This window comes from Sphingomonas sp. Leaf32, assembly GCF_001421765.1.
GTDB lineage: Bacteria > Pseudomonadota > Alphaproteobacteria > Sphingomonadales > Sphingomonadaceae > Sphingomonas.
On the sequence record NZ_LMLA01000007.1, the window covers coordinates 212,999 to 231,842 of the forward strand.

General features: G+C 67.9%; 17 protein-coding genes. 14 read left to right on the plus strand and 3 right to left on the minus strand.

Going from position 1 to position 18,844, the window contains the following annotated elements; genetic code table 11:
* Positions 1-13 precede the first annotated feature (13 nt).
* Positions 14-1,387 carry a type VI secretion system-associated FHA domain protein TagH gene (tagH, locus tag ASE83_RS08760; protein ID WP_055788322.1) on the minus strand — a complete coding sequence of 458 codons (1,374 nt, stop codon included), beginning with the start codon at positions 1,385-1,387 and terminating at the stop codon, positions 14-16.
* Positions 1,384-3,444 carry a type VI secretion system Vgr family protein gene (locus ASE83_RS08765; protein ID WP_055788325.1) on the minus strand — a complete coding sequence of 687 codons (2,061 nt, stop codon included), beginning with the start codon at positions 3,442-3,444 and terminating at the stop codon, positions 1,384-1,386. Before ASE83_RS08765 ends, tagH begins: the two co-directional genes overlap by 4 nt.
* Positions 3,445-3,648: 204 nt before the next feature.
* Between ASE83_RS08765 and ASE83_RS08770 the strand changes: the two genes are divergently transcribed.
* The 11 genes from ASE83_RS08770 to ASE83_RS08825 all read left to right on the plus strand — a co-directional run bounded on the left by ASE83_RS08770 (position 3,649) and on the right by ASE83_RS08825 (position 15,553).
* A complete protein-coding gene (locus ASE83_RS08770) occupies positions 3,649-4,359 on the plus strand; it encodes an OmpA family protein (protein ID WP_156352937.1) in 711 nt (236 codons plus the stop codon).
* A gap of 23 nt (positions 4,360-4,382) precedes the next feature.
* A complete protein-coding gene (locus ASE83_RS08775) occupies positions 4,383-5,375 on the plus strand; it encodes a type VI secretion system protein TssA (protein ID WP_235513213.1) in 993 nt (330 codons plus the stop codon).
* Positions 5,376-5,446: 71 nt separating this feature from the next.
* Positions 5,447-5,983, plus strand: a complete 537-nt coding sequence (gene tssB / locus ASE83_RS08780) for a type VI secretion system contractile sheath small subunit (protein ID WP_055788336.1) — start codon at positions 5,447-5,449, stop codon at positions 5,981-5,983.
* Between the two features lie 26 nt (positions 5,984-6,009).
* Positions 6,010-7,497 carry a type VI secretion system contractile sheath large subunit gene (gene tssC, locus ASE83_RS08785; protein WP_055788339.1) on the plus strand — a complete coding sequence of 496 codons (1,488 nt, stop codon included), beginning with the start codon at positions 6,010-6,012 and terminating at the stop codon, positions 7,495-7,497.
* A 50-nt stretch (positions 7,498-7,547) separates the two neighbouring features.
* Positions 7,548-8,042, plus strand: coding sequence for an Hcp family type VI secretion system effector (locus tag ASE83_RS08790; RefSeq protein ID WP_055788342.1), 495 nt, complete (start codon positions 7,548-7,550; stop codon positions 8,040-8,042).
* A gap of 4 nt (positions 8,043-8,046) precedes the next feature.
* The gene (locus tag ASE83_RS08795; protein ID WP_055788345.1) at positions 8,047-8,838 is read left to right on the plus strand and encodes a type VI secretion system accessory protein TagJ; all 792 of its coding nucleotides are present in this window, start codon (positions 8,047-8,049) and stop codon (positions 8,836-8,838) included.
* Positions 8,839-8,842: 4 nt separating this feature from the next.
* Positions 8,843-9,376 (plus strand): type VI secretion system baseplate subunit TssE, encoded by a 534-nt coding sequence (tssE, locus tag ASE83_RS08800; protein WP_055788348.1) that lies wholly within the window; start codon positions 8,843-8,845, stop codon positions 9,374-9,376.
* A complete protein-coding gene (gene tssF / locus ASE83_RS08805) occupies positions 9,373-11,250 on the plus strand; it encodes a type VI secretion system baseplate subunit TssF (protein ID WP_082443249.1) in 1,878 nt (625 codons plus the stop codon). The genes tssE and tssF overlap by 4 nt, the downstream gene beginning before the upstream one ends.
* Positions 11,214-12,254 (plus strand): type VI secretion system baseplate subunit TssG, encoded by a 1,041-nt coding sequence (tssG, locus tag ASE83_RS08810; protein ID WP_082443273.1) that lies wholly within the window; start codon positions 11,214-11,216, stop codon positions 12,252-12,254. Before tssF ends, tssG begins: the two co-directional genes overlap by 37 nt.
* A gap of 256 nt (positions 12,255-12,510) precedes the next feature.
* Positions 12,511-15,132 (plus strand): type VI secretion system ATPase TssH, encoded by a 2,622-nt coding sequence (tssH, locus tag ASE83_RS08820; protein ID WP_055788357.1) that lies wholly within the window; start codon positions 12,511-12,513, stop codon positions 15,130-15,132.
* Positions 15,133-15,325: 193 nt separating this feature from the next.
* Positions 15,326-15,553: a hypothetical protein gene (locus ASE83_RS08825; RefSeq protein ID WP_055788358.1), complete on the plus strand. Its 228-nt coding sequence runs from the start codon at positions 15,326-15,328 to the stop codon at positions 15,551-15,553.
* A 29-nt stretch (positions 15,554-15,582) separates the two neighbouring features.
* Here ASE83_RS08825 and ASE83_RS18930 read toward each other — a convergent pair whose 3' ends face one another.
* Positions 15,583-15,777, minus strand: a complete 195-nt coding sequence (locus tag ASE83_RS18930; RefSeq protein ID WP_235515983.1) for a hypothetical protein — start codon at positions 15,775-15,777, stop codon at positions 15,583-15,585.
* Between ASE83_RS18930 and ASE83_RS08830 the strand changes: the two genes are divergently transcribed.
* The 3 genes from ASE83_RS08830 (at position 15,682) to ASE83_RS08840 (ending at position 18,837) form a co-directional block, all read left to right on the plus strand.
* Complete coding sequence (locus tag ASE83_RS08830) at positions 15,682-16,512, plus strand: NlpC/P60 family protein (protein WP_235515982.1); 831 nt, start codon at positions 15,682-15,684, stop codon at positions 16,510-16,512. The two genes, ASE83_RS18930 and ASE83_RS08830, sit on opposite strands and share 96 nt — an antisense overlap.
* A complete protein-coding gene (locus ASE83_RS08835) occupies positions 16,509-17,042 on the plus strand; it encodes a hypothetical protein (RefSeq protein WP_156352943.1) in 534 nt (177 codons plus the stop codon). The genes ASE83_RS08830 and ASE83_RS08835 overlap by 4 nt, the downstream gene beginning before the upstream one ends.
* Positions 17,043-17,142: 100 nt before the next feature.
* Entirely contained in the window at positions 17,143-18,837 is a 1,695-nt protein-coding gene (locus tag ASE83_RS08840) for a ShlB/FhaC/HecB family hemolysin secretion/activation protein (protein WP_055788370.1), read from the plus strand.
* Positions 18,838-18,844 lie beyond the last annotated feature (7 nt).

Consider the following 18,844-nt stretch of genomic DNA (forward strand, 5'->3'; position numbering starts at 1 on the left):
TCGGGCACCCCGGTCAGGGTCGCTGGCCGGGGCCTTGCGCGTTATAGGCTTCGCGAAATTCCTTGGCGAACATGTCCAGAAACGCCTCGTCCGACCCCTGCGCCACGCCGCCGAATTCGCGTTCATAGGCCTGCCACAGCGCGGCGTCGCGCGCGGCGGGCAGGACCCGTTCGAGCACGCCGCCCGCCTTTGCCCGCGCCCGGATCGCGGACGGGGCAAAGCGTTCGAGCGTGGTGCGCAGCGCCCCCTGCATCGCGCGCAGCGTCGCGACCTGATGCGATTGCAGGTCGCGAAACGCATCCTCCACCGCGCGATCCGGGGCCATGAAACCGGGCTGATCGGTGCCCAGCAACATCGCCAGCGCGTCGTCGGGACTGCGGGCGAATTTCAGCGGGTTATGCCCTTCGGGGCTATAGGCGGTGGCCTCCGCGCCCAGTTGCGCCTTGGCCCGTGCGCGCGCCTCCAGCATCACGACCAGCCCCGCGACCAGCCGCCGGAACAGCAGCGCGCCACGTTCCGCCGCATCGGGGGACAGCCGCGCCGGATCGAGGCCGAGCGTGGCGACGAACGCATCGCCGGCGCGTGCGGGCGGCGGGGGCGGCGGGACAACCGCTGGCGGCGGACTCGGAGCGGGCGGCGGGGACAGGCCCAGCGGATCGCGCGGGGCCTCCACCGGCTGGCCGAAGCCGCCGCGCGCCCAATCCACGACATTGCCCTCCGCGATGCGGCCCCACAAATCGTCGGGAGTGGGCGCGGGGGGACGGTCAGGCGCGGCGCTGGACCAGCCGGAGGCGGGATCGGGCGCGGGCATCGCGCTGTCCCAGGTCGATACGACCGGCGCGGCGGGCGTGGCGGGCGCGGCCCAGCCCGATGCGCGATCGGACGGCGGTCCCCAGCCGGTCGCCGGCGCCCGATGCGCTTCGGGACGGGCGAGCGACGGACCGGTCTGCGGCTGCCAGCCGGGACTGCCGCCGCTGCTGCGCCCCGTGGCGGGGAGCGGACCCCAGCCGTCATCGGCCGACGCCGGTGCCGGCGCGGGCGGCGTGGTGTCGTTCCATCCGCTCCAGCCGCCCGCCGCCGCCGGATGGTCGATCCGGGCGAGGATGGTGAAGGGACCGGCGGTGAAGCGGTCGCCGTCGCGGATCACTTGGTCTGGGGCGACCCGCTGGCCGCTATCGGCGACGAAGGTGCCGTTGGTGCTGCGATCGGTCAGGCGATAGTCGCTGCCGTCGAACCGGATGTCGAAGTGGCGCGACGACAGGTGCCGGGTGGGATCGGCCAGCATCCAGTCGCATCCCTCCGCCCGGCCGATCGTCGCGCCGCGACGGTCGATGGCAAGGGGAGCGGCAGTGGCGGGGCCGGCGACGACCGACAGGGTCAGCGTCATTGGCCGCCGTCACCCGCCGCCGGCCCGAGCGCGGCCGGTGATCCGAACGCATCGGCGCCGACGCCATCGGGGTTGATGTCGGTCCGCGCGCCGTTCAGCAACAGCGTGGCCGCACCGTTGATCCGCGTCGTATCGCCGCTGTTGACGACCGCCGTCTGGTTCGCCTGCACCTCGACGGTCGGCGACTGGATGGTGATACGGTCGGGACCGATCGTGATCTGCGAATTCTTCACGCGGATGGTGATCGACGTCTTGGATTCGATCGACAATGCTCCGTCGACCAGCAGCGCGTCGGTGCCGACGACATGCGTCTGCCGTTTCCCCTTCACCTCGGTCGCGCTGTCACGGCCGATGGTGTTGCTGTCGTCGCGGCCGATATGGGTGCTGCGGTCCAGCCCGACGCGGCGGTTCTGGTTATGGCCGACATGGCGCGATTCGTCGAAGCGGACGCGGCTGTTCATGTCGCGTTCGGCGTGGATGAACATTTCCTCCTGTCCGCCCTTGTCCTCGAACCGGATTTCGTTGGAGGTGCGACCCTGTCCGCTGTCGAGCGCCTCGGTTTCGGGATAGTCGCCCGACGCGCCATAGGTCAGCGTCCGCCACACCGCCCGCGTCTTGTTGGCCGGCAGGTCGTAGACCGGCATGTGCGACCGGTTGAACACCCGGCCCATGACGATCGGCCGGTCGGGATCGCCGTCGAGGAAATCGACCAGTACCTCGTGCCCGACGCGCGGCAGGATGACATTGCCCAGGCCCCCGGTCTGCGACACGCGGATCCAGCAGGTCGATCGTTCGCCCGGCGTGTCGGCGCGGTCCCAGGGGAAGCGCACCTTCACCCGGCCATATTCGTCGGTGTAGATCGTCTCCCCGGTCGGCCCGGTGACCATCGCGGTTTCAAGGCCCGATGCGCGGGGGCGCGGCGTCTGCGGCGGCGACTGGAACACGGTGTCGGCCGGCACCGCCTCGAACTTGACGTTGTACGGCCGCTCGTCCTCCTGCTCGCCCGATCGATAGGCTTCGGCGGCGATCGAATGGGTCGCGGCGATCACCATGTACGACCCGTTGAGCCGGCCGGCGGGATGGTCGGCGACGTCCAGCCGCTGCCCGGTGGTGATGCCCGATGCCTGGCTGGTGCCGGTGAAGACGCGGCGGTTCGCGCGCTGTGCGTCCAGCAGCGTCTGGCCACGCTCGCGCCCGACCTGTTCCTGATCGCCGCGTCCGGTCTTCTCGCGGACATGGCGGCCGGGATAGACGAAGATTTCGCGGTCGTCGCGCGGATGGCCGCCCTGTCCGGTCGATTCGCTGGCCAGCGGCTGATCGGGCGATTCGAAGTCGAAATCGCGCACCGTCACCCGCGCCTGTCCGCTGGAGGCGACGCGTTCGACCCAGGTCTGGAGAATGTCGCGCGGCGCGTCGAAGCGGCTCTTGGAATTGGCGGTGAACACCGACATCGCATTGGCGTTGAAGCGCAGTTGCGGCGGATTGCCCGGCTGATGCGATGCCGGTCCCTCGCACAGCACCATCACATGCCGGTCGGCATCGTGACGGAAGAAATAATAGATGCCTTCCTCTTCCATCAACCGTGACACGAAGTCGAAATCGCTCTCGCGATACTGGACGGTATAGCCCCGCGTGATGCGCGGTTTGGCGAGGCGGGTATAGTCGACGTCCTGAATGCCCGCGCCCTCGATCACCGCCTGGATGATCTCGACCGCGGTCCTGTCCTGAAAGATCGCCATCTGGCGGTTCTGCGCCAGATAATAGGTCCAGGGTTCGATCGTCAGTCGATAGTGATGGCCGTCGGGCTTTTCCTCGACATATTCGCCCGCCGTGACCAGCCCGTGGAACCGGCGGAGCAGTTCGCCATCCTCCAGCACCGCGAGGCCGGCGGGCTTGCCGAGATGGGGGTACAGGTCGAGTTCGAGCGGCGAGATGATCGTCGCCTGTACCAGAAAGGGACGGCCGAGCCGTTCCTCGCTCTCGATCCGTTGCAGCACGACCTGTTCGTCGCCCACGTCGATCGACATCTGGGTAAGCCGTTGCCCTGCGTCCGCCACCGGTTACTCCTGTGTGCGACAGCCTGCGATACGCGGCTGAACTACTGCGTTCCTGACCCCGAACCTATCGGCCGGGGAACTGCCGTACAATGGCTTGCCGGATCAAACGGTCGTTTCGGGATTGTGATCCATCGCGAATCGCGGCTAGAATATGGCAACTGGGGCGGGGGCCTGATCGTATCGGAACCGGAAGGGGACGAGACTATGACGCTACGCACCGCACTGCTTTCCATGGCGGGCCTGATCGCAACGCCGGCCATCGCCGGACAGGCGCCGGCCGCCCGGACGCCGACCGTCGAGGGCTATCTCTGCACGTTCGCCGGCAAATGCGACGGCGCCACCGCCGATCGCGTGACCCGCGACGCGCCCGAAACGCGGGGGTTCCGCCTTGCCCGGCCGGGCGAGGGGGCGGATGCCGCGCCCGATACTCCCGCACCGGTCGCGCGGACCCAGCGTCGCACGACCCGCAGCGCGGTTGCCGAACGCACCCCCCGGACCGGTCGCAGCGTCGGGACGCGCGCTTATGCCGCCGCTGCCGCGCCGACCGCCAATCCCGGATCGGCCAGTCCCCAAACGGGGCGCCGCGCCGACCTGATGATCGGGTTCGAACTCAATTCCGACCGGCTGACCCCGGCGGGCGAGGCGTCGGCGCAGGTGTTCGCCCGGTCGCTGCTGATGCCCGAACTGCAGGGCAGCCGCTTTCGGATCGAGGGGCATACCGATGAGCGTGGCGGGCGCGGCATCAACGTGCCGCTGTCGGTGCGCCGGGCGCAGCGTGTCGCCGATTTCCTGATCGCGCGCGGCGTCGATCCGCGCCGGCTGGAAACGCGGGGTTTCGGATCGTCGCAGCCGCTGCCCGGCCGCAGCGTCACCAGCCCCGCGAACCGGCGGGTCGAAGCCGAGCTGATCTCCTGATCGTGCCGGCGGCGGCCGTGACCATGATCGACCGGGAAACCCTGTTGCAGTCGGTGTCGGACGACGCGCCGGCCGGCCCCGACCTGTCCTATGATTCCGCGCGCGAGACGATCGAGCAGGCATTCGCGACGCCGCCCGACGAGGTGGACTGGGACGCGACGATCCGCGCGATCGTCGACCAGATGACGCGGACCCGCGACCTGTGGCTGGCGGTCTATCTGGCGCGGGCCGGCGCGCGCGCCGGTCGGCTGGCGGTGGTCGGCGACGCGCTCGACCTGCTGGCCGGCTATGTCGAGCGCTTCTGGGACAGCGTGCATCCCACCGTCGAGGAATATGGCGTGGAGGGGCGGCGCGGGGCGTGCGAATCGCTGGTGCGGATCGGCGAGTTCCTGGCCCCGCTGCGCCGGGTCCCGCTGATCGACCATCCGCGACTGGGCAGTTTTTCGGGCGGTGATTTCGAACGCTTCGCGACCGAAGGGCCGGCGGCGGACGGCTATGGCCCGTTTCGCGCCGCGCTCGCCGATACGCCGGTCGACCGCATCGTCGGGGAGCGCGAGCAGCTGGCGCAGATCCGTGCCGCGATCCTGCGCACCGACCGCGTGCTGTCCGACCGATCGGAAGCGATCGGGCAGACCGGCACCAATTTTGCCGCGACCTATGACACGATCGATTCGATCGTCGATGCGATGCGCGGTTTCGTCGCGGTCGAGGCGTCAGGCGGCGGTTCGGAGGACGTTACGGCCGATTCGCCGGCGATCGCAACGACATCGCCCGGTTCGCCCCCCGCCCGAATCGCATCGCGCGACGACGTGGCCCGCGCAATCGATGCCATCGTCGACTATTATGCACGGTCCGAACCATCCAGCCCGATTCCGATAGCACTCGTCCGAATCAAGGGGTGGATCACAATGGACTTCGTTTCGATCCTAGATGACATTGCGCCAGGGAGCCGAAACGAGGCTCTGAGCGTATTGCGTTCCAGAAACGAAACGGACGGGGGTCCAGACCTCATGTGATGCCGGTGCGACCACAATGCGCCGGGACGGAGTTCAAAGTCCGGCCGAAACGTCAGAAGGGATGCGGATACATGGCGATCAAGAGCGGGCAGCGTTTCATTCGGGAAAACCGCAAGCCCCGGGTGCATATCGAATATGAAGTGGAGACCTATGGCGCACGCCAGAAGGTCGAACTGCCGTTCGTCATGGGCGTGATGTCCGACCTGTCCGGCAAGAGCCTGAAGGACAAGAAGGCGGCGGAATCGCGCGAATTCGTCGATTTCGACATGGATAATTTCGACCAGCGGATGGAGGCGATCGCCCCGCGCGTCGCCTTCGCCGTCGACAACACGCTGACCGGCGACGGCAAGCTGGCGGTCGACCTGACGCTCAATTCGATGAACGACTTCTCGCCGGGCCAGATCGCCAAGCGGATCGAACCGCTGGCCAAGCTGCTGGAGGCGCGGACCCAGCTCGAGGACCTGCTGTCCTATATGGATGGCAAGCACGGCGCGCAGGATCTGCTCGACAAGGTGTTGAACGACCCGGCGCTGTTGAAGGCGCTGCTCGCCGAACGCGCGGCGGCGCGGACCGAGGCCGACGGCACCTCGCCGGCCCCCCAGGCCTGAACCCCGGTAGCGAACAGGAGCGGATCATGGCCCAGGAAGCCTTCAGCCAGACCAACGACACCGCGCCCGCAACTTCGGAAGAAGTGAGCGATTTCCAGGCGCTGCTGCAAAAGGAATTCAAGCCCGCGACCGAGGAACGCCGGTCGCGCATCGAACAGGCGGTGCAGACGCTGGCCGAGCAGGCGTTGTCGAACGCGCAGATCGTCGGCGGCGACGTGTTCGCGACGGTCGACGCGATGCGCGCGGCGATCGACCGCAAGCTGACCGAACAGATCAACCAGATCATCCATCATCCCGAATTCCAGGCGATGGAATCGGCGTGGCGCGGCCTGAACTATCTGGTCATGAACACCTCGACCGGCAAAGACATGAAAATCCGCGTGATGAACATGTCGAAGGAAGAGGCGCGGCGGATGTTCCGCCAGTATCGCGACGCGGCGTGGGACCAAAGCCCGCTGTTCAAGAAAATCTACGAGAACGAGTTCGGCCAGTTGGGCGGCCAGCCCTATGGCGCGTTCGTCTGCGACTACAGCTTCGACCACAGCGCCCCCGATCTGGAGGTGATGCGCGGGCTGTCGCGGATCGGCGCGGCATCCCATGCACCGTTCATCGCCGCCGCCGCGCCGTCGCTGCTCGGCATGGACAGCTGGACCGAATTGTCGAACCCGCGCGACCTGGGCAAGCTGTTCGACGCGACCGATTATGGCGCATGGCGGTCGTTCCGCGCGTCGGAAGACAGCCGCTATCTGGCGCTGACCCTGCCGCGCTTCCTCGGACGGCCGCTTTATGGCGCCAAGACCGAACCGGTCGAGGAGTTCGATTTCGAGGAGGATGCCGGCGGCGCGCACGACCATCATCTGTGGCTCAACGCCGCCTATGCGATGGGCACGCGCATTACCGAGGCGTTCAACACCTACGGCTGGACTACCCGCATTCGCGGCGTGGAATCGGGCGGCACCGTCGAGGAGCTGCCGACCGCGGCCTTCCCGACCGACGAGGGCGGCATCGATTACAAATGCCCGACCGAGATCGCCATTTCCGACCGGCGCGAGGCGGAGCTGTCCGCCGCCGGGCTGATGGCGCTGGTCCACCGCAAGAATACCGACCAGGCGACGTTCATCGGCGCGCAGACCGTCCACCGGCCCGCCGCCTATGACAAGAAGGAAGCGACCGCCAACGCCAATCTGTCGGCGCGTCTGCCCTATATCTTCGCCAGCTGCCGCTTCGCGCATTATCTGAAATGCATGGTGCGCGACTGGGTCGGCGGATCGCGTGAGGCCGAACAGCTTCAGCGCGATCTGAACAATTGGGTCCTCCAATATGTCGACGGTTCGCCGACGACATCGAACGAGGAAACCAAGGCGCGCCTGCCACTCAAGCAGGCCAAGATCGAGGTGATCCCAGACGAGGAGAACCCGGGGTACTACAAGGGGAAGTTCATGTTCGTGCCGCACTACCAGCTCGAAGGGATGGATGTGGCGCTGAGCATGGTTTCACGCTTGCCAAAGGCCTGACGGGATCGGTTTTCGTCCGGGCTTTCACGATTTGTAACGGGAGTAAGTCAATGGCAGTCGATCTGTTTCTCAAAATTGACGGTGTCAACGGTGAGTCTTCGAAGAAGAACCATCAGGGCGAAATCGATATCATCTCGTTCGATTTCGGCGCCGTGCAGCATGGCTCGTTCCACAGCGGCGGTTCGGGCGGCGGTTCCGGCAAGGCCGAAATCTCCGACATCCGCATCCAGAAGGAAGTCGACAAGTCGTCGCCCTTGCTCTTCAAGCATTGCGCGTCGGGCAAGCACATCAAGGAAGCCGTCATCTATTCGCAGAAGGCGGGTGACGGCAACAATCCGCTGACCTATTACAAGATCAAGCTGGAAGACATCATCGTCTCTGACATCCATAACAATGGTGCGTCGGGCGGCGATGCGATCATGGAATCGGTCACGTTCAACTGTGCGAAGGTGACCTTCGACTATCAGGCGCAGAATGCGCAGGGCGGCAAGGACGGCGGCGTCGTCACCGCTTACTACGACATCCGCCAGAACGAAGCGGGCTGACGCGATGGCAGCGGTCGTCAGCGCCGGTTCGCAGGCCGACGACCTGCTGCGGGCGGGCGACTTCGACGGGGCACGCCGTGCCCTGGTCGAAGTCGTCAGGTCCGACCCCGGTCATGTCCCTACCCGGCTGTTCCTGTTTCAGTTAATGGCGGTGCAGGGCGACTGGGCCAAGGCGAAGACGCATCTGGCCGCGCTGGCGCACTTGTCGCCCGAGGCGCAGATGCTGTCGGTCGTCTATGGACAGGCGATCGATGCGGAAGCGACGCGCGGGGCGGTGATGGCCGGACGCGAGCGCGCGACCATCCACGGCGGATCGGACTGGGCCGACGGCGTTGCCGAGGCGCTGCAACTGGCCGCAACCGGTGCGACGGCGCAGGCCGAAGAGATTCGCGCGGCGGCGTTCGATGCCGCGCCCGATACCCCCGGCACGATCGATGGCGTGGGCGTAGACTGGATCGCCGATGCCGATCCGCGCTTCGGCCCGGTGATCGAGGCGATCATCGGCGGGCGCTATGGATTGCTGCCGTTCGATGCCGTGGCGAAGATCACGTCCGAAGGGCCGAAGGATTTGCGCGATATTGTCTGGTATCCGGTCGAACTGACGCTGAAGGCCGGACCGCGCATCGCGGCGCTGCTGCCGGCGCGCTACCCCGATCTGTCCGACGACCCGGCGGAGCTTGCCGCGCGGGCGACCGGGTGGCGCGAAGACGGACATGGCACGGGCCAGCGCCTGTGGATGACGTCCGATGGCGAGGATCGCGGGCTGTTGTCGATCCGCTCGGTCGAGCTGGGCTGAGCCTGTGACGGTGCAGCAACGGCTGACGCCGACGCTCTACGACAAGCTGGTCGCCGATCTCGACATTTCGGGAATGCGCGACGATGCGGACACCGCGCCTGCGGTCGCGCGGGAGAAATTCCGTTATTATTCGGTGCCGAAGCTGGAGCGGTTCAACGAAACCGCGCTGCGCGCCACGATCCGCCGCGATCTGGCGTGGCTGTTCAACACCACCAACCTCGAATCGCTGGTCGATCTCGAAGCCTATCCGCATGTGAAGGAATCGGTGCTGAACTACGGCCTGAGCGATCTTGCCGGCCGGACGCTCGATCGTCGCGCCGTGCTGGCGCGGGCGCGGGAGATACGGCGGGCGATCCGGCTGTTCGAACCGCGCCTGTCGCGCGATGGGCTGACGGTCGATCCGGTCGAGGACCCCAGCGACCCGCACGCGCTGACCTATCTGATCCAGGGGGACATCACGGCGGCGGCGCAGACGATGCCGGTCAAGTTCCGCACCGAAGTGGAAGCGGAAACCGCGTCGGTCAATGTGCGCGAATGACGACCGGCATCGATCCGCGCCTGCTGCGCTATTACAACGACGAACTCGCCTATCTGCGCGAAGAGGCACGGGCGTTCGGGATCGAGCATGAGGCGGTGGCCGGCCGGCTGGGGCTGAAGACCCCGACCGACCCGGACCCCTATGTCGAACGGCTGCTGGAGGGGGTCGCCTATCTCGGCGCGCGGGTGCAGCTGAAGATCGCGGACCAGTATCCCGAATTCACCCATCACCTGCTGCACGCGGTCCAGCCGCATTACCTCGCGCCGACACCGTCGATGTGCATCGCGGGCTTCGCGCCCAAGGACGGCGACCCGATCCTGACGAAGGGCTATGTCGTGCCGCGCGGCACGCCGCTGATGGCGACCGCGACCGAACAGAACGGCGTGCCGGTCGAGTTCCGCACGGGCCACGACGTGACGCTGTGGCCGCTGAAGATCACCCAGGCCGAATATCTGCCCAGCCGCGCGGCGGTCGCCCCCTTCGCCACCGCCGCCGATGTGCGCGCCGAGGCTGGGTTGCGGCTGCGGTTCGAGACGACCGGCGGCGCCGCGCTGCCGCAGGTGCTGCCCGATGCGCTGCCGATCTATCTGGCGGGGTCGGAGGCGGTGCCGGCCGAACTCTATCGCCAGATCGTGGGCGAGACGGTGGCGACCATCGCGCGGTCGGCCGATGCGGCGGCGGTGCCGGACGGGTGGATGCGCCTGCCTGGCCCCGGACAGGTCGGGTTCGACGACGATCAGGCGCTGTTGCCGCCCGAGCTGCGGTCGTTCCGGGGCTATCGCCTGCTGACCGAATATTTCGCCTGTCCCGAACGATTCCTGTTCGTCGACCTGAAGGGGGTGGGTCGCGCCTTCCGCGTCAGCCCGACCGCGTGCGACGTGGTGTTGCTGTTCTCGCGATCGGCGCAGATCCTGCACAATGCGATCGACCCGTCGAACTTCCGCCTGTTCGCGACGCCGGCGATCAACCTGTTCGAAAAGCAGTTGGGGCGGGTGCGCGTGTCGCGGTTCGAGCATGAGCATCACGTCGTGCCCGATCGCGCCCGGCCGCTGGATTACGAGGTGTTCCGCATCCTCGACGTGCAGGCCTATGCCGCGAACAATGTCGATGCGCGCACCGTCGCCCCGCTCTATGCGCCCGGCGCGCTGCTGTACGACTGGAACGAGGCGCTGTTCTACACCACGCAGCTGCGCCCGCGCCGGCTGTCGACCCGCGAACGGCGGCTGCGGCGGCGTGGCGAATATACCGGGACGGAGACATGGATCGCGCTGACCTCGCCGGGCGATGCGGCGCGGCTGGACGGGGTGGACGAGCTGGCGGTGCGGGCGCTGGTCACCAATCGCGAGCTGCCCGAGCTGCTGACCTTCCGCGGTGACCACCACTTCACCGTGTCGGGCGTGCCGGCGCGGACGGTCGGCGTGCTGCGCGCACCGACCAGGCCGCAGGCGCCGATGGGGCTGGGCGATGCGGCGTGGCGGCTGATCGGCCATCTGACGCCCAACTACACGACGCTGGCCCCGCAGGAGGGCAGCGACCCGGGCGTGCTGCGCGATCATCTGGCGCTCTATGGGCGGCAGGATGACGCGGCGTCGCGGCGGCAGGTCGACGGGGTCACCGCGATCCGCTCCGAACGGGTCGCGCGACGGGTGCCGGGCATGGACCGCATGTCGATCGCGCGCGGCCACCGCATCCATGTGACGCTGGACGATGCCGCGTTCGACAAGGGGCGAATGTTCCTGTTCTCCGCGGTGCTCGAACGGTTTCTGGCGGAGTTCAGCAGCATCAACAGTTTCACCGAAACATGGGTCTCCAGCACCAACGAAGGGGAATTCCAGCAATGGCCGCTGAGGATCGGTCGGCGTCCGACCATCTGACCTTCCTGGCGGAGGCTGCGGCCGATACCAAGCGGTTCGGACTGTTCGCGATCATCCGGGGGGCGGAGGCACGGGCGCGCCACCTGCCCCGCGTCGGGCGGGCGCGGCGTCCGGCGCAGAGCGTCGCCGATCTGGCGCAGGTGCCCTCGCTCGCCTTTCCCGATTCCACGCTGGCCGAGGTCGAGGTGCACGGTGGGCGGGCGCGGGTCGGCGGGTACTGGCTGGGTCTGACCGGGCCGATGGGGCCGTTGCCGCAGCATATGACCGAATTCGCGACGTTCGAGCGGCGCTATGCCCGGTCGCGGCCGTTCGGGCGGTGGCTCGACCTGCTGGCCGGGCGGATGCTCCAGTTCTTCTTTCGCGCGTGGAGCGATTCGCAGCCAGCGGCGCAGGCCGACCGGCCGGCGGACGACCGCTTCGCGATCGGGTTGGCGCGGCTGACCGGCGCCGGGGACGGGGTTTCGCCGAATGCGGCATTCCCGGCGGCGGGGCGGGTACATTATGCCGCGCTGTTCGCCGGGCGGCGCAGTGCGGGGGCGATCGAGGACGCCTTGACGCATCTGCTGGGGCAGACGGTGCAGGTCGAGGAATATCAACCGCGCTGGCGCGATGTCGACGATGACGATCGCACCCGGCTGGGGCGGCAGTTCGCGCGGCTGGGCGATGAGGTGATGCTGGGCGGTTGGGTGAAGGTCGTCAACGATGCCTTCCGCGTGGTGATCCGCGCCAGGTCCGCTGCGGATTATGCCGCGTTGCTGCCGGCCGGCGGGCGGTTTCGGGTGCTGTCGGAAGCGTTGGACGCCTTCTCGCCCAGCCACCTCGAATGGGACATCGCGCTGGAGATCGACGGATCGGCGGCAACGCCGGCGCGGCTCGACGGGGCGACGCGGCTGGGATGGAGCGGATGGCTCGGTGGTGGCGGCGCGGGAGTACGCCGCGACGCGCATCTGCGCCGGGGTGGCGGCGTCACGACCGATGCGCAGCGGAAGGAAGCGGATCGATGACGCGCACAACGCTGCAGCGGTCCGAGCTACCGGACCGCCAGGCATCGCGGGGAGACGCCCAATCCCATTCGCCGAATGCGCAGGTGTTCGAGCCAGTTGCGCTGCGGTGGGTTCGGTCGACCAATGCCCTGTCGATCGACCCGGTACGCTCGCGCCGGGCATCCCTCGCTGGGGCGCAGTCGATCGCGGCCATGCGCCGCGCCTTGCAATAACGCTTTCCAATGCCTTCCCTGCCTTTCGAACGACAGGAACGACCATGACCGACATCAGCCGTACCGCCCTGTTCGGCCGCCTCGATGCCAGCGCGTTGCAGGCGATCGAGTCCGCCACCGGCTTTGCCCGGATGCGCGGCAATCCTTATGTCGAGCTGGTCCACTGGCTGCATCTGCTGGTGCAGGATTCGACGGGCGACATCGCCGCGATCCGGGCGGCGTTCGGGATCGACGATGCGGCGCTGGCGCGCGACATCGTCGGCGCGCTCGACATATTGCCGCGCGGTGCCTCGGCCATTTCGGACTTCGCGCCGCAAGTGGAGGAGGCGATCGAGAAGGGCTGGCTTTACGCCTCGCTGCAGTTCGGCGCGAGCAAGGTGCGGACCGGGCATCTGTTGTACGGAATGCTGCGGACCCCGACGCTGCGCAACGCGCTGTTCGCGACTAGCGGCGAGTGGCGCAAGATCGCGGTCGATCGGTTGGCGGGCGAGTTCGACGCGATCGTGAAGCCTTCGGTCGAGGCGACGTCGATCGATATGCCACCCTCCGGCGCTCCGGCGGCGAGCGGCCCGGCCCCTGCGGGTGAGGCGCTGGCGCGCTATTCGACCGACCTGACGGCAAAGGCCCGCGCCGGGGAGATCGACGCGGTGGTTGGCCGCGATGCCGAAATCCGCCAGCTGGTCGATGTGCTGCTGCGGCGGCGCCAGAACAACCCGATCCTGATCGGTGAAGCGGGTGTCGGCAAGACGGCGGTGGTCGAGGGATTCGCCCGCCGCATCGCCGACGGCGACGTACCACCCGCACTGAAAGGCGTGACGCTGCGCGCGCTCGACGTGACGCTGATGCAGGCGGGCGCGGGGGTGAAGGGCGAGTTCGAAAAACGGCTGCGGCAGGTGATCGACGAGGTCGAGGGCGCGGCCAGCCCGGTGATCCTGTTCATCGACGAGGCGCATACGCTGGTCGGCGCGGGCGGACAGGCGGGGACCGGCGATGCCGCCAACCTGCTGAAACCCGCGCTGGCGCGGGGGCGGCTGCGCACCATCGCCGCCACGACCTATGCCGAATATCGCCAATATTTCGAAAAGGACCCGGCGCTGACCCGCCGGTTCCAGCCGGTCGACGTGGCCGAGCCGGAAACCGGGGTCGCGATCGACATGCTGCGGTCGGTGGTCGGGGCGATGGAGACCCATCACGGTGTCGTCGTGCTGGACGAGGCTGTGACGGCGGCGGTCACGCTGTCGCAGCGTTACGTGCCCGCGCGGCAACTGCCCGACAAGGCGGTCAGCCTGCTCGACACCGCCGCCGCGCGCGTCGCGGTATCGCAGCACGCGACCCCGGCGGCGGTCGAGGACCGGCGGCGGCGGCTGGAACTGCTGGAGGCGGAGCGCGGCGTGGTCGAGCGCGAGACGCAGCAACGCTATCGCCGCGACGACCGGCTGGCCGAACTGGACGCGGCGATCGATGAGGTGCGGGCGGCGGTCGAGACGGTCGAGGCGAAATGGACCGCCGAACGCAAGGCTCTGGAGGCGGTGCGCGCGGCGCGCGACGGGGAGGATATGACCGCGCTCGATACCACGCTGGCGGCGGCGCGCGATGCGGCGGGTGACGACCCGATGGTGTTCGGCGTGGTCGACGGGGATGCGATCGCGGCGGTGGTCGGCGACTGGACCGGCATTCCGGTCGGGCGGATGGTCAAGGACGAGATCGAGAGCGTGCTGACGATCGGCACCGCGCTGAAGGCGCGGGTGATCGGACAGGACCACGCGATGGACGCCATCGCCAAGCGCATCCAGACCAGCCGCGCCAAGCTGGACAATCCGGCCAAGCCGGTCGGCGTGTTCATGCTGTGCGGTCCGTCGGGCGTCGGCAAGACCGAGACGGCGCACGCCCTGTCCGAACTGCTGTTCTCCGGCGACGATTCGATGATCGTCATCAACATGAGCGAGTTTCAGGAGGCGCATACCGTATCGACGCTGAAAGGCGCACCCGCCGGCTATGTCGGCTATGGCCAAGGCGGCGTGCTGACCGAGGCGGTGCGGCGGCGGCCGTACAGCGTCGTGCTGCTTGATGAGGTCGAGAAGGCTCATCCGGACGTCCACGAGATGTTCTTCCAGGTGTTCGACAAGGGGTTCATGAACGATGCCGAGGGGCGGCACATCGATTTCCGCAACACGGTGATCCTGCTGACTTCGAACGTCGGGACCGACCTGATCGCGACGCTGACCGAAGATGAGGAGACAGCGCCCGCCCCCGATGCGCTGGCGACGGCGTTGCGGCCGGAGCTGCTGAAGGTGTTTCCGCCCGCGCTGCTCGGGCGGCTGTCGGTGCTGCCCTATTATCCGCTCACCCGCGACATGCTGGCCGGGATCGTCCGCCTGCATCTGGGGCGGATCGAACGGCGCATCCGCGACAACCACGGCATTGCCCTGACCATCGATCCGGCGGTGGTCGACCATATCGTCGACCGCTGCACCGAAGCGGCGTCGGGCGGGCGGATGATCGATGCGATCCTGACCAATTCGATGCTGCCGGACATGTCGGTCGCGCTGCTGGAACGACGGATGCGCAGTGATGAGGTGCGCTCGATCGCAGTTGCGGTGGACGGCGATGCGCTGTCCTATCGGTTCGACGGTGCTGTCGACGCGGTGGATGGGGTGGGCACATGATTGCCGAAGAACGGAGTCGCGCCGTACCCTGAGACCGATCGAGAGGAGCGTATATGCCTCAAGAGCGAATCCGGCGAGAACGTGGCGATGGTGGTCGCTGTCCGGTGCTGACCCTGCCGAACGGATGCTTACCGGCGATGCGCGGCACGGTCGATCTGTGGCCCCATTCCGTCGTGTCGGCGGGGGTACGCGGATGATGCGCACGCTACGCTGGATCGCGACCGGAATCATGGCGGCGGGGGCGGCGTGGATCGCCGTCGATATGCTGCAAGAGGCGTATGGCGCCAGGCCGCCCTATCACGGGCAGGTAGCGAACATGGACAAATGGACCAGCCCATGGCCGACGCTGATCGCCATCGAATGGCTGGCGCTGCTGGTCGCCCTGACGCTGCTGCGGGGGCGGACCGACAAAAGACGGTAAACGATGCATCTATTGCGAAGGCGGAACGTTCAACGTTCCGCCGATTTAAAGGCGGAGACGGAATCGTGCGATTTGGAGAGATCGATCGAGGCGCCCGGGGCCAGCAGGTCCAGATGTTGCAGCATCTGTTGAACACGACGGCGCGTCCCCGCCCCCCACTGGAACTGGACGGTGTATTCGGCCAGGCGACCGAACGCGCCGTGCGCAGCTATCAGCAGGGCCATGGGCTGGAGGTCGACGGCGTGGTTGGTGCGAAGACGTGGTCCAGCCTGGGCATCAACGGATCGGCACTGCCGCGAACCCCGTCGCCTGCGCGATCGTCGAACGGCACGCCGACCCGCGCGGTGACGGCACCCTCCATCCGTAACCTGCCGATCGGCGATGCGCCGCTGGGCCGAGGCATGGGCGGTACCGCGACGGCGACCCGGCCCGCCCCTGCGCGTCCGGCCCCCGCTGCACGACCGACACCGCATCGCAGCGCGCAACTGGAGCCGCCCGGCTCGACCATCGGCGCACCGTGGATGCGGGTGGCGTTGGCCGAAAAGGGGGTGTCGGAAGTGGCTGGGCGGTCGCACAACCCGCGTATCGTTGAATATCATGCCACCACCACGCTGGCGGCGAAGACCGACGAGGTCGCATGGTGCGCGTCGTTCGTGAACTGGTGCCTCGAACAGGCCGGTATCCGTGGCATCCGTAGCGCCCGCGCCGCCGACTGGGGCCGGTTCGGCGTGGCGCTGAGCGAACCGCGCTATGGCTGCATCGTCCATATCTATCGCACGCCGCGCGGCGTCGATGGCGCGACCGGATCGTCGTCGGGAAACCATGTGGCGTTCTTCGTGGGGCAGACCGCGACGCATATCCAGCTGCTGGGCGGCAATCAGGGGAACCAGGTAAAGGTCTCCAACTACCCGCTCAAGCAATACACAGTGAAGGCCATGCGCTGGCCGGAGGGACGATGAGGGGACCGGCGAAGATGACGATCGGGCTGGGTGCGCTGCTGCTGGTGTCGGCCTGTGGCGGTAACGAAACGGCGGTCGAGACGAATGTGACGGAGGCTGCCGCGCCGGTGGAGACACCGGTCGCGGCGGCTACACCGATGGCGGCGGCGACCGTGACGCCGGCGGCACCGGCGGAGAAGCAGTCGCTCGACGCATTCTGGACGAAGTTCCGCGCGGCGGCGCTGGCGAAGGATGCCGCCGGGATCGCCGCGCTTAGTGCGCCGGTGGTGGTGCAGCGCGGTGATCTGGACGACGCGCCCGAGAAGCGGCTGTCGCCAGCGCAAGTCCCGGCGGTGTTGGCCGCGCTGCTTGAGCAGACCGATGGCGTCGATGCGGCAAATCGCACCCAGCGACAGATGTTGCAGGCGATGCCCGTGCCGAAGCGCGACGGCGCCTTTCCGGAAGACCAGTTCCGCTTTGGCAACATGGAATTCGAACGCGGGGCGCAGGGCTGGCGGCTGGTACGGCTGTATTACGAAGCTGCCGAATAAGCAGGTCGACTGATGTCCGGCGACACGGGATCAACCGGCGTCGGCGACAAGGGGGAGTATCGGTTTGCGGAAGCTGGGTTCGGGACGTTGGAAGCTGCTGATGGGGGCGGTCGCGTTGAGCGTTCCCGCAACGGCATGGGCGCAGGTGGCGCCGCTGCCCAGCCGGCAGGAGGTGACCCCGCCCGCACCCGATCCCGGTCGGACGCCGCGGGCAGAGGTGGACGCACGCGGCGCGTTCGCCATCGGCAACTGCCCGTTCGCGGAGTCGCCGCTGCGTGTCTCGCTGAACCGCGTCGCCTTCAGCCGCGCCGACGGCGCACCGTTGCAGCCGCAGATCGCCGAGGCGCTGGCGAAGGTGCAGCCGACTACCGGCGACCAGTCTATCGCGACGGTGTGTGAAATCCGCGACCGTGCCAATGCCGCGCTGCGGTCCGAAGGGTGGATCGCGTCGGTGCAGATCCCGGCGCAGGAGATTGCCGACGGCGTCCTGAGGTTGGAGGTGGTGACCGCGCGGATCGTCGAACTGCGCGTACGCGGCGATGCCGGCCGCTACGAACCCCTGCTGCGCCAGCGCCTCGCGCGAATTCAGGCGATGGACCCGCTGAACGAGCGGGAGGCCGAACGGCTGCTGCTGCTGGCGGGCGACGTGCCGGGGCTGGACGTCGCGCTGTCGCTGCGCGCTTCGGGCGGCAAGCAGGGCGACGTGATCGGCGACCTGACGGTCAGTTCGCGCCGGTTTGCGCTGTTCGCCAATGTGCAGAATTATAATTCTGCGTTGCTCGGTCGGGAAACCGTCTATGCGCGTGGCGAATTGTACGGGCTGACCGGGCTGGGCGACATCACCTATCTGGGCGCGTCGGCGGCGGTCGATTTCCCCGAACAGTTCATCGTGCAGGGCGGGCATATCTTCGAGGTCGACAGTGCCGGCACCAGTTTCGGTGCGCGCGCGACCTATGCCTGGTCGCGGCCCGATCTGGGCGCGCTCGACCTGCGCACCAACACGCTGATCGCGGGGTTCGACGTGGCGCGGCCGCTGGCGCGATCGATCCGGTCGAACGCGCGGGTGCGCGGGGGGCTGGACTATATCGATCAGGTGTCGCGCGTCGGTGGCGGTCGCGATGCGGTGACGCTGACCCGCGACAAGCTGCGCGTGGTGTTCGTCGGGTTGGACGGCGACCGGCAGTTCGTCGACGCGAACGGCAATGTCTGGCTATCAATCGCGGCCAGTGGCGAACTGCGCAAGGGGTTGGGCGTCCTCGACGCCAGCGCGCGCGGGTTCGGCAGCGGCACCCTGACGTCGCGGCTCGACGGCAATCCCCAGGCGCTGGTGTTCCGCAGCGCCCTCGACGCGACGGTGCGGATGGGGCCGGTATTCAGCGTGGCGGCGCAGGGGCAGTTCCAATGGTCGAACGACCCGCTGCTCAATTACGAGGAGTTCGCGCTGGGCAGCCTGACGATCGGGCGGGGCTACGACCCCGGTTCGAACAGCGGCGATCACGCGGTCGGCGGCCGGTTCGAGGCGCGGGCGGACGTTCCGTTGTGGTCGCCGGTGCAGGCGCAGTTCTTCGGTTTCTACGACCATCTGTACCTGCGCAATCTCGACCGCACCGCGATCGAGGGGCCGCGTAATTTCAAGAGTGCGGGGGGGGGCGTCCGGCTGTCGCTGCCCGGCAGCGTCGTGCTCGACGTCGCCTATGCCAAGCCGCTCGACAAGGCGCTGTTGCTCGACGAACGTCGTCCACCGGCACGTGTGCTCGTTTCGTTGACCGCGCAGTTGCGCGATCGCGCCCGATAGGAAATCC

Excerpts from the sequence above, each read along its gene's own strand:
- tagH (WP_055788322.1), bottom strand. The coding sequence starts at position 1,387 with ATGACGCTGACCCTGTCGGTCGTCGCCGGCCCCGCCACTGCCGCTCCC.
- tssH (WP_055788357.1), top strand. The coding sequence starts at position 12,511 with ATGACCGACATCAGCCGTACCGCCCTGTTCGGCCGCCTCGATGCCAGC.
- ASE83_RS08835 (WP_156352943.1), top strand. The coding sequence starts at position 16,509 with ATGAGGGGACCGGCGAAGATGACGATCGGGCTGGGTGCGCTGCTGCTG.
- tssC (WP_055788339.1), top strand. The coding sequence starts at position 6,010 with ATGGCCCAGGAAGCCTTCAGCCAGACCAACGACACCGCGCCCGCAACT.
- ASE83_RS08775 (WP_235513213.1), top strand. The coding sequence starts at position 4,383 with ATGATCGACCGGGAAACCCTGTTGCAGTCGGTGTCGGACGACGCGCCG.
- ASE83_RS08840 (WP_055788370.1), top strand. The coding sequence starts at position 17,143 with ATGGGGGCGGTCGCGTTGAGCGTTCCCGCAACGGCATGGGCGCAGGTG.
- ASE83_RS08790 (WP_055788342.1), top strand. The coding sequence starts at position 7,548 with ATGGCAGTCGATCTGTTTCTCAAAATTGACGGTGTCAACGGTGAGTCT.
- ASE83_RS08770 (WP_156352937.1), top strand. The coding sequence starts at position 3,649 with ATGACGCTACGCACCGCACTGCTTTCCATGGCGGGCCTGATCGCAACG.
- ASE83_RS08795 (WP_055788345.1), top strand. The coding sequence starts at position 8,047 with ATGGCAGCGGTCGTCAGCGCCGGTTCGCAGGCCGACGACCTGCTGCGG.
- tssB (WP_055788336.1), top strand. The coding sequence starts at position 5,447 with ATGGCGATCAAGAGCGGGCAGCGTTTCATTCGGGAAAACCGCAAGCCC.
- tssG (WP_082443273.1), top strand. The coding sequence starts at position 11,214 with ATGGCCGCTGAGGATCGGTCGGCGTCCGACCATCTGACCTTCCTGGCG.
- ASE83_RS18930 (WP_235515983.1), bottom strand. The coding sequence starts at position 15,777 with ATGGCCCTGCTGATAGCTGCGCACGGCGCGTTCGGTCGCCTGGCCGAA.
- ASE83_RS08825 (WP_055788358.1), top strand. The coding sequence starts at position 15,326 with ATGATGCGCACGCTACGCTGGATCGCGACCGGAATCATGGCGGCGGGG.
- tssF (WP_082443249.1), top strand. The coding sequence starts at position 9,373 with ATGACGACCGGCATCGATCCGCGCCTGCTGCGCTATTACAACGACGAA.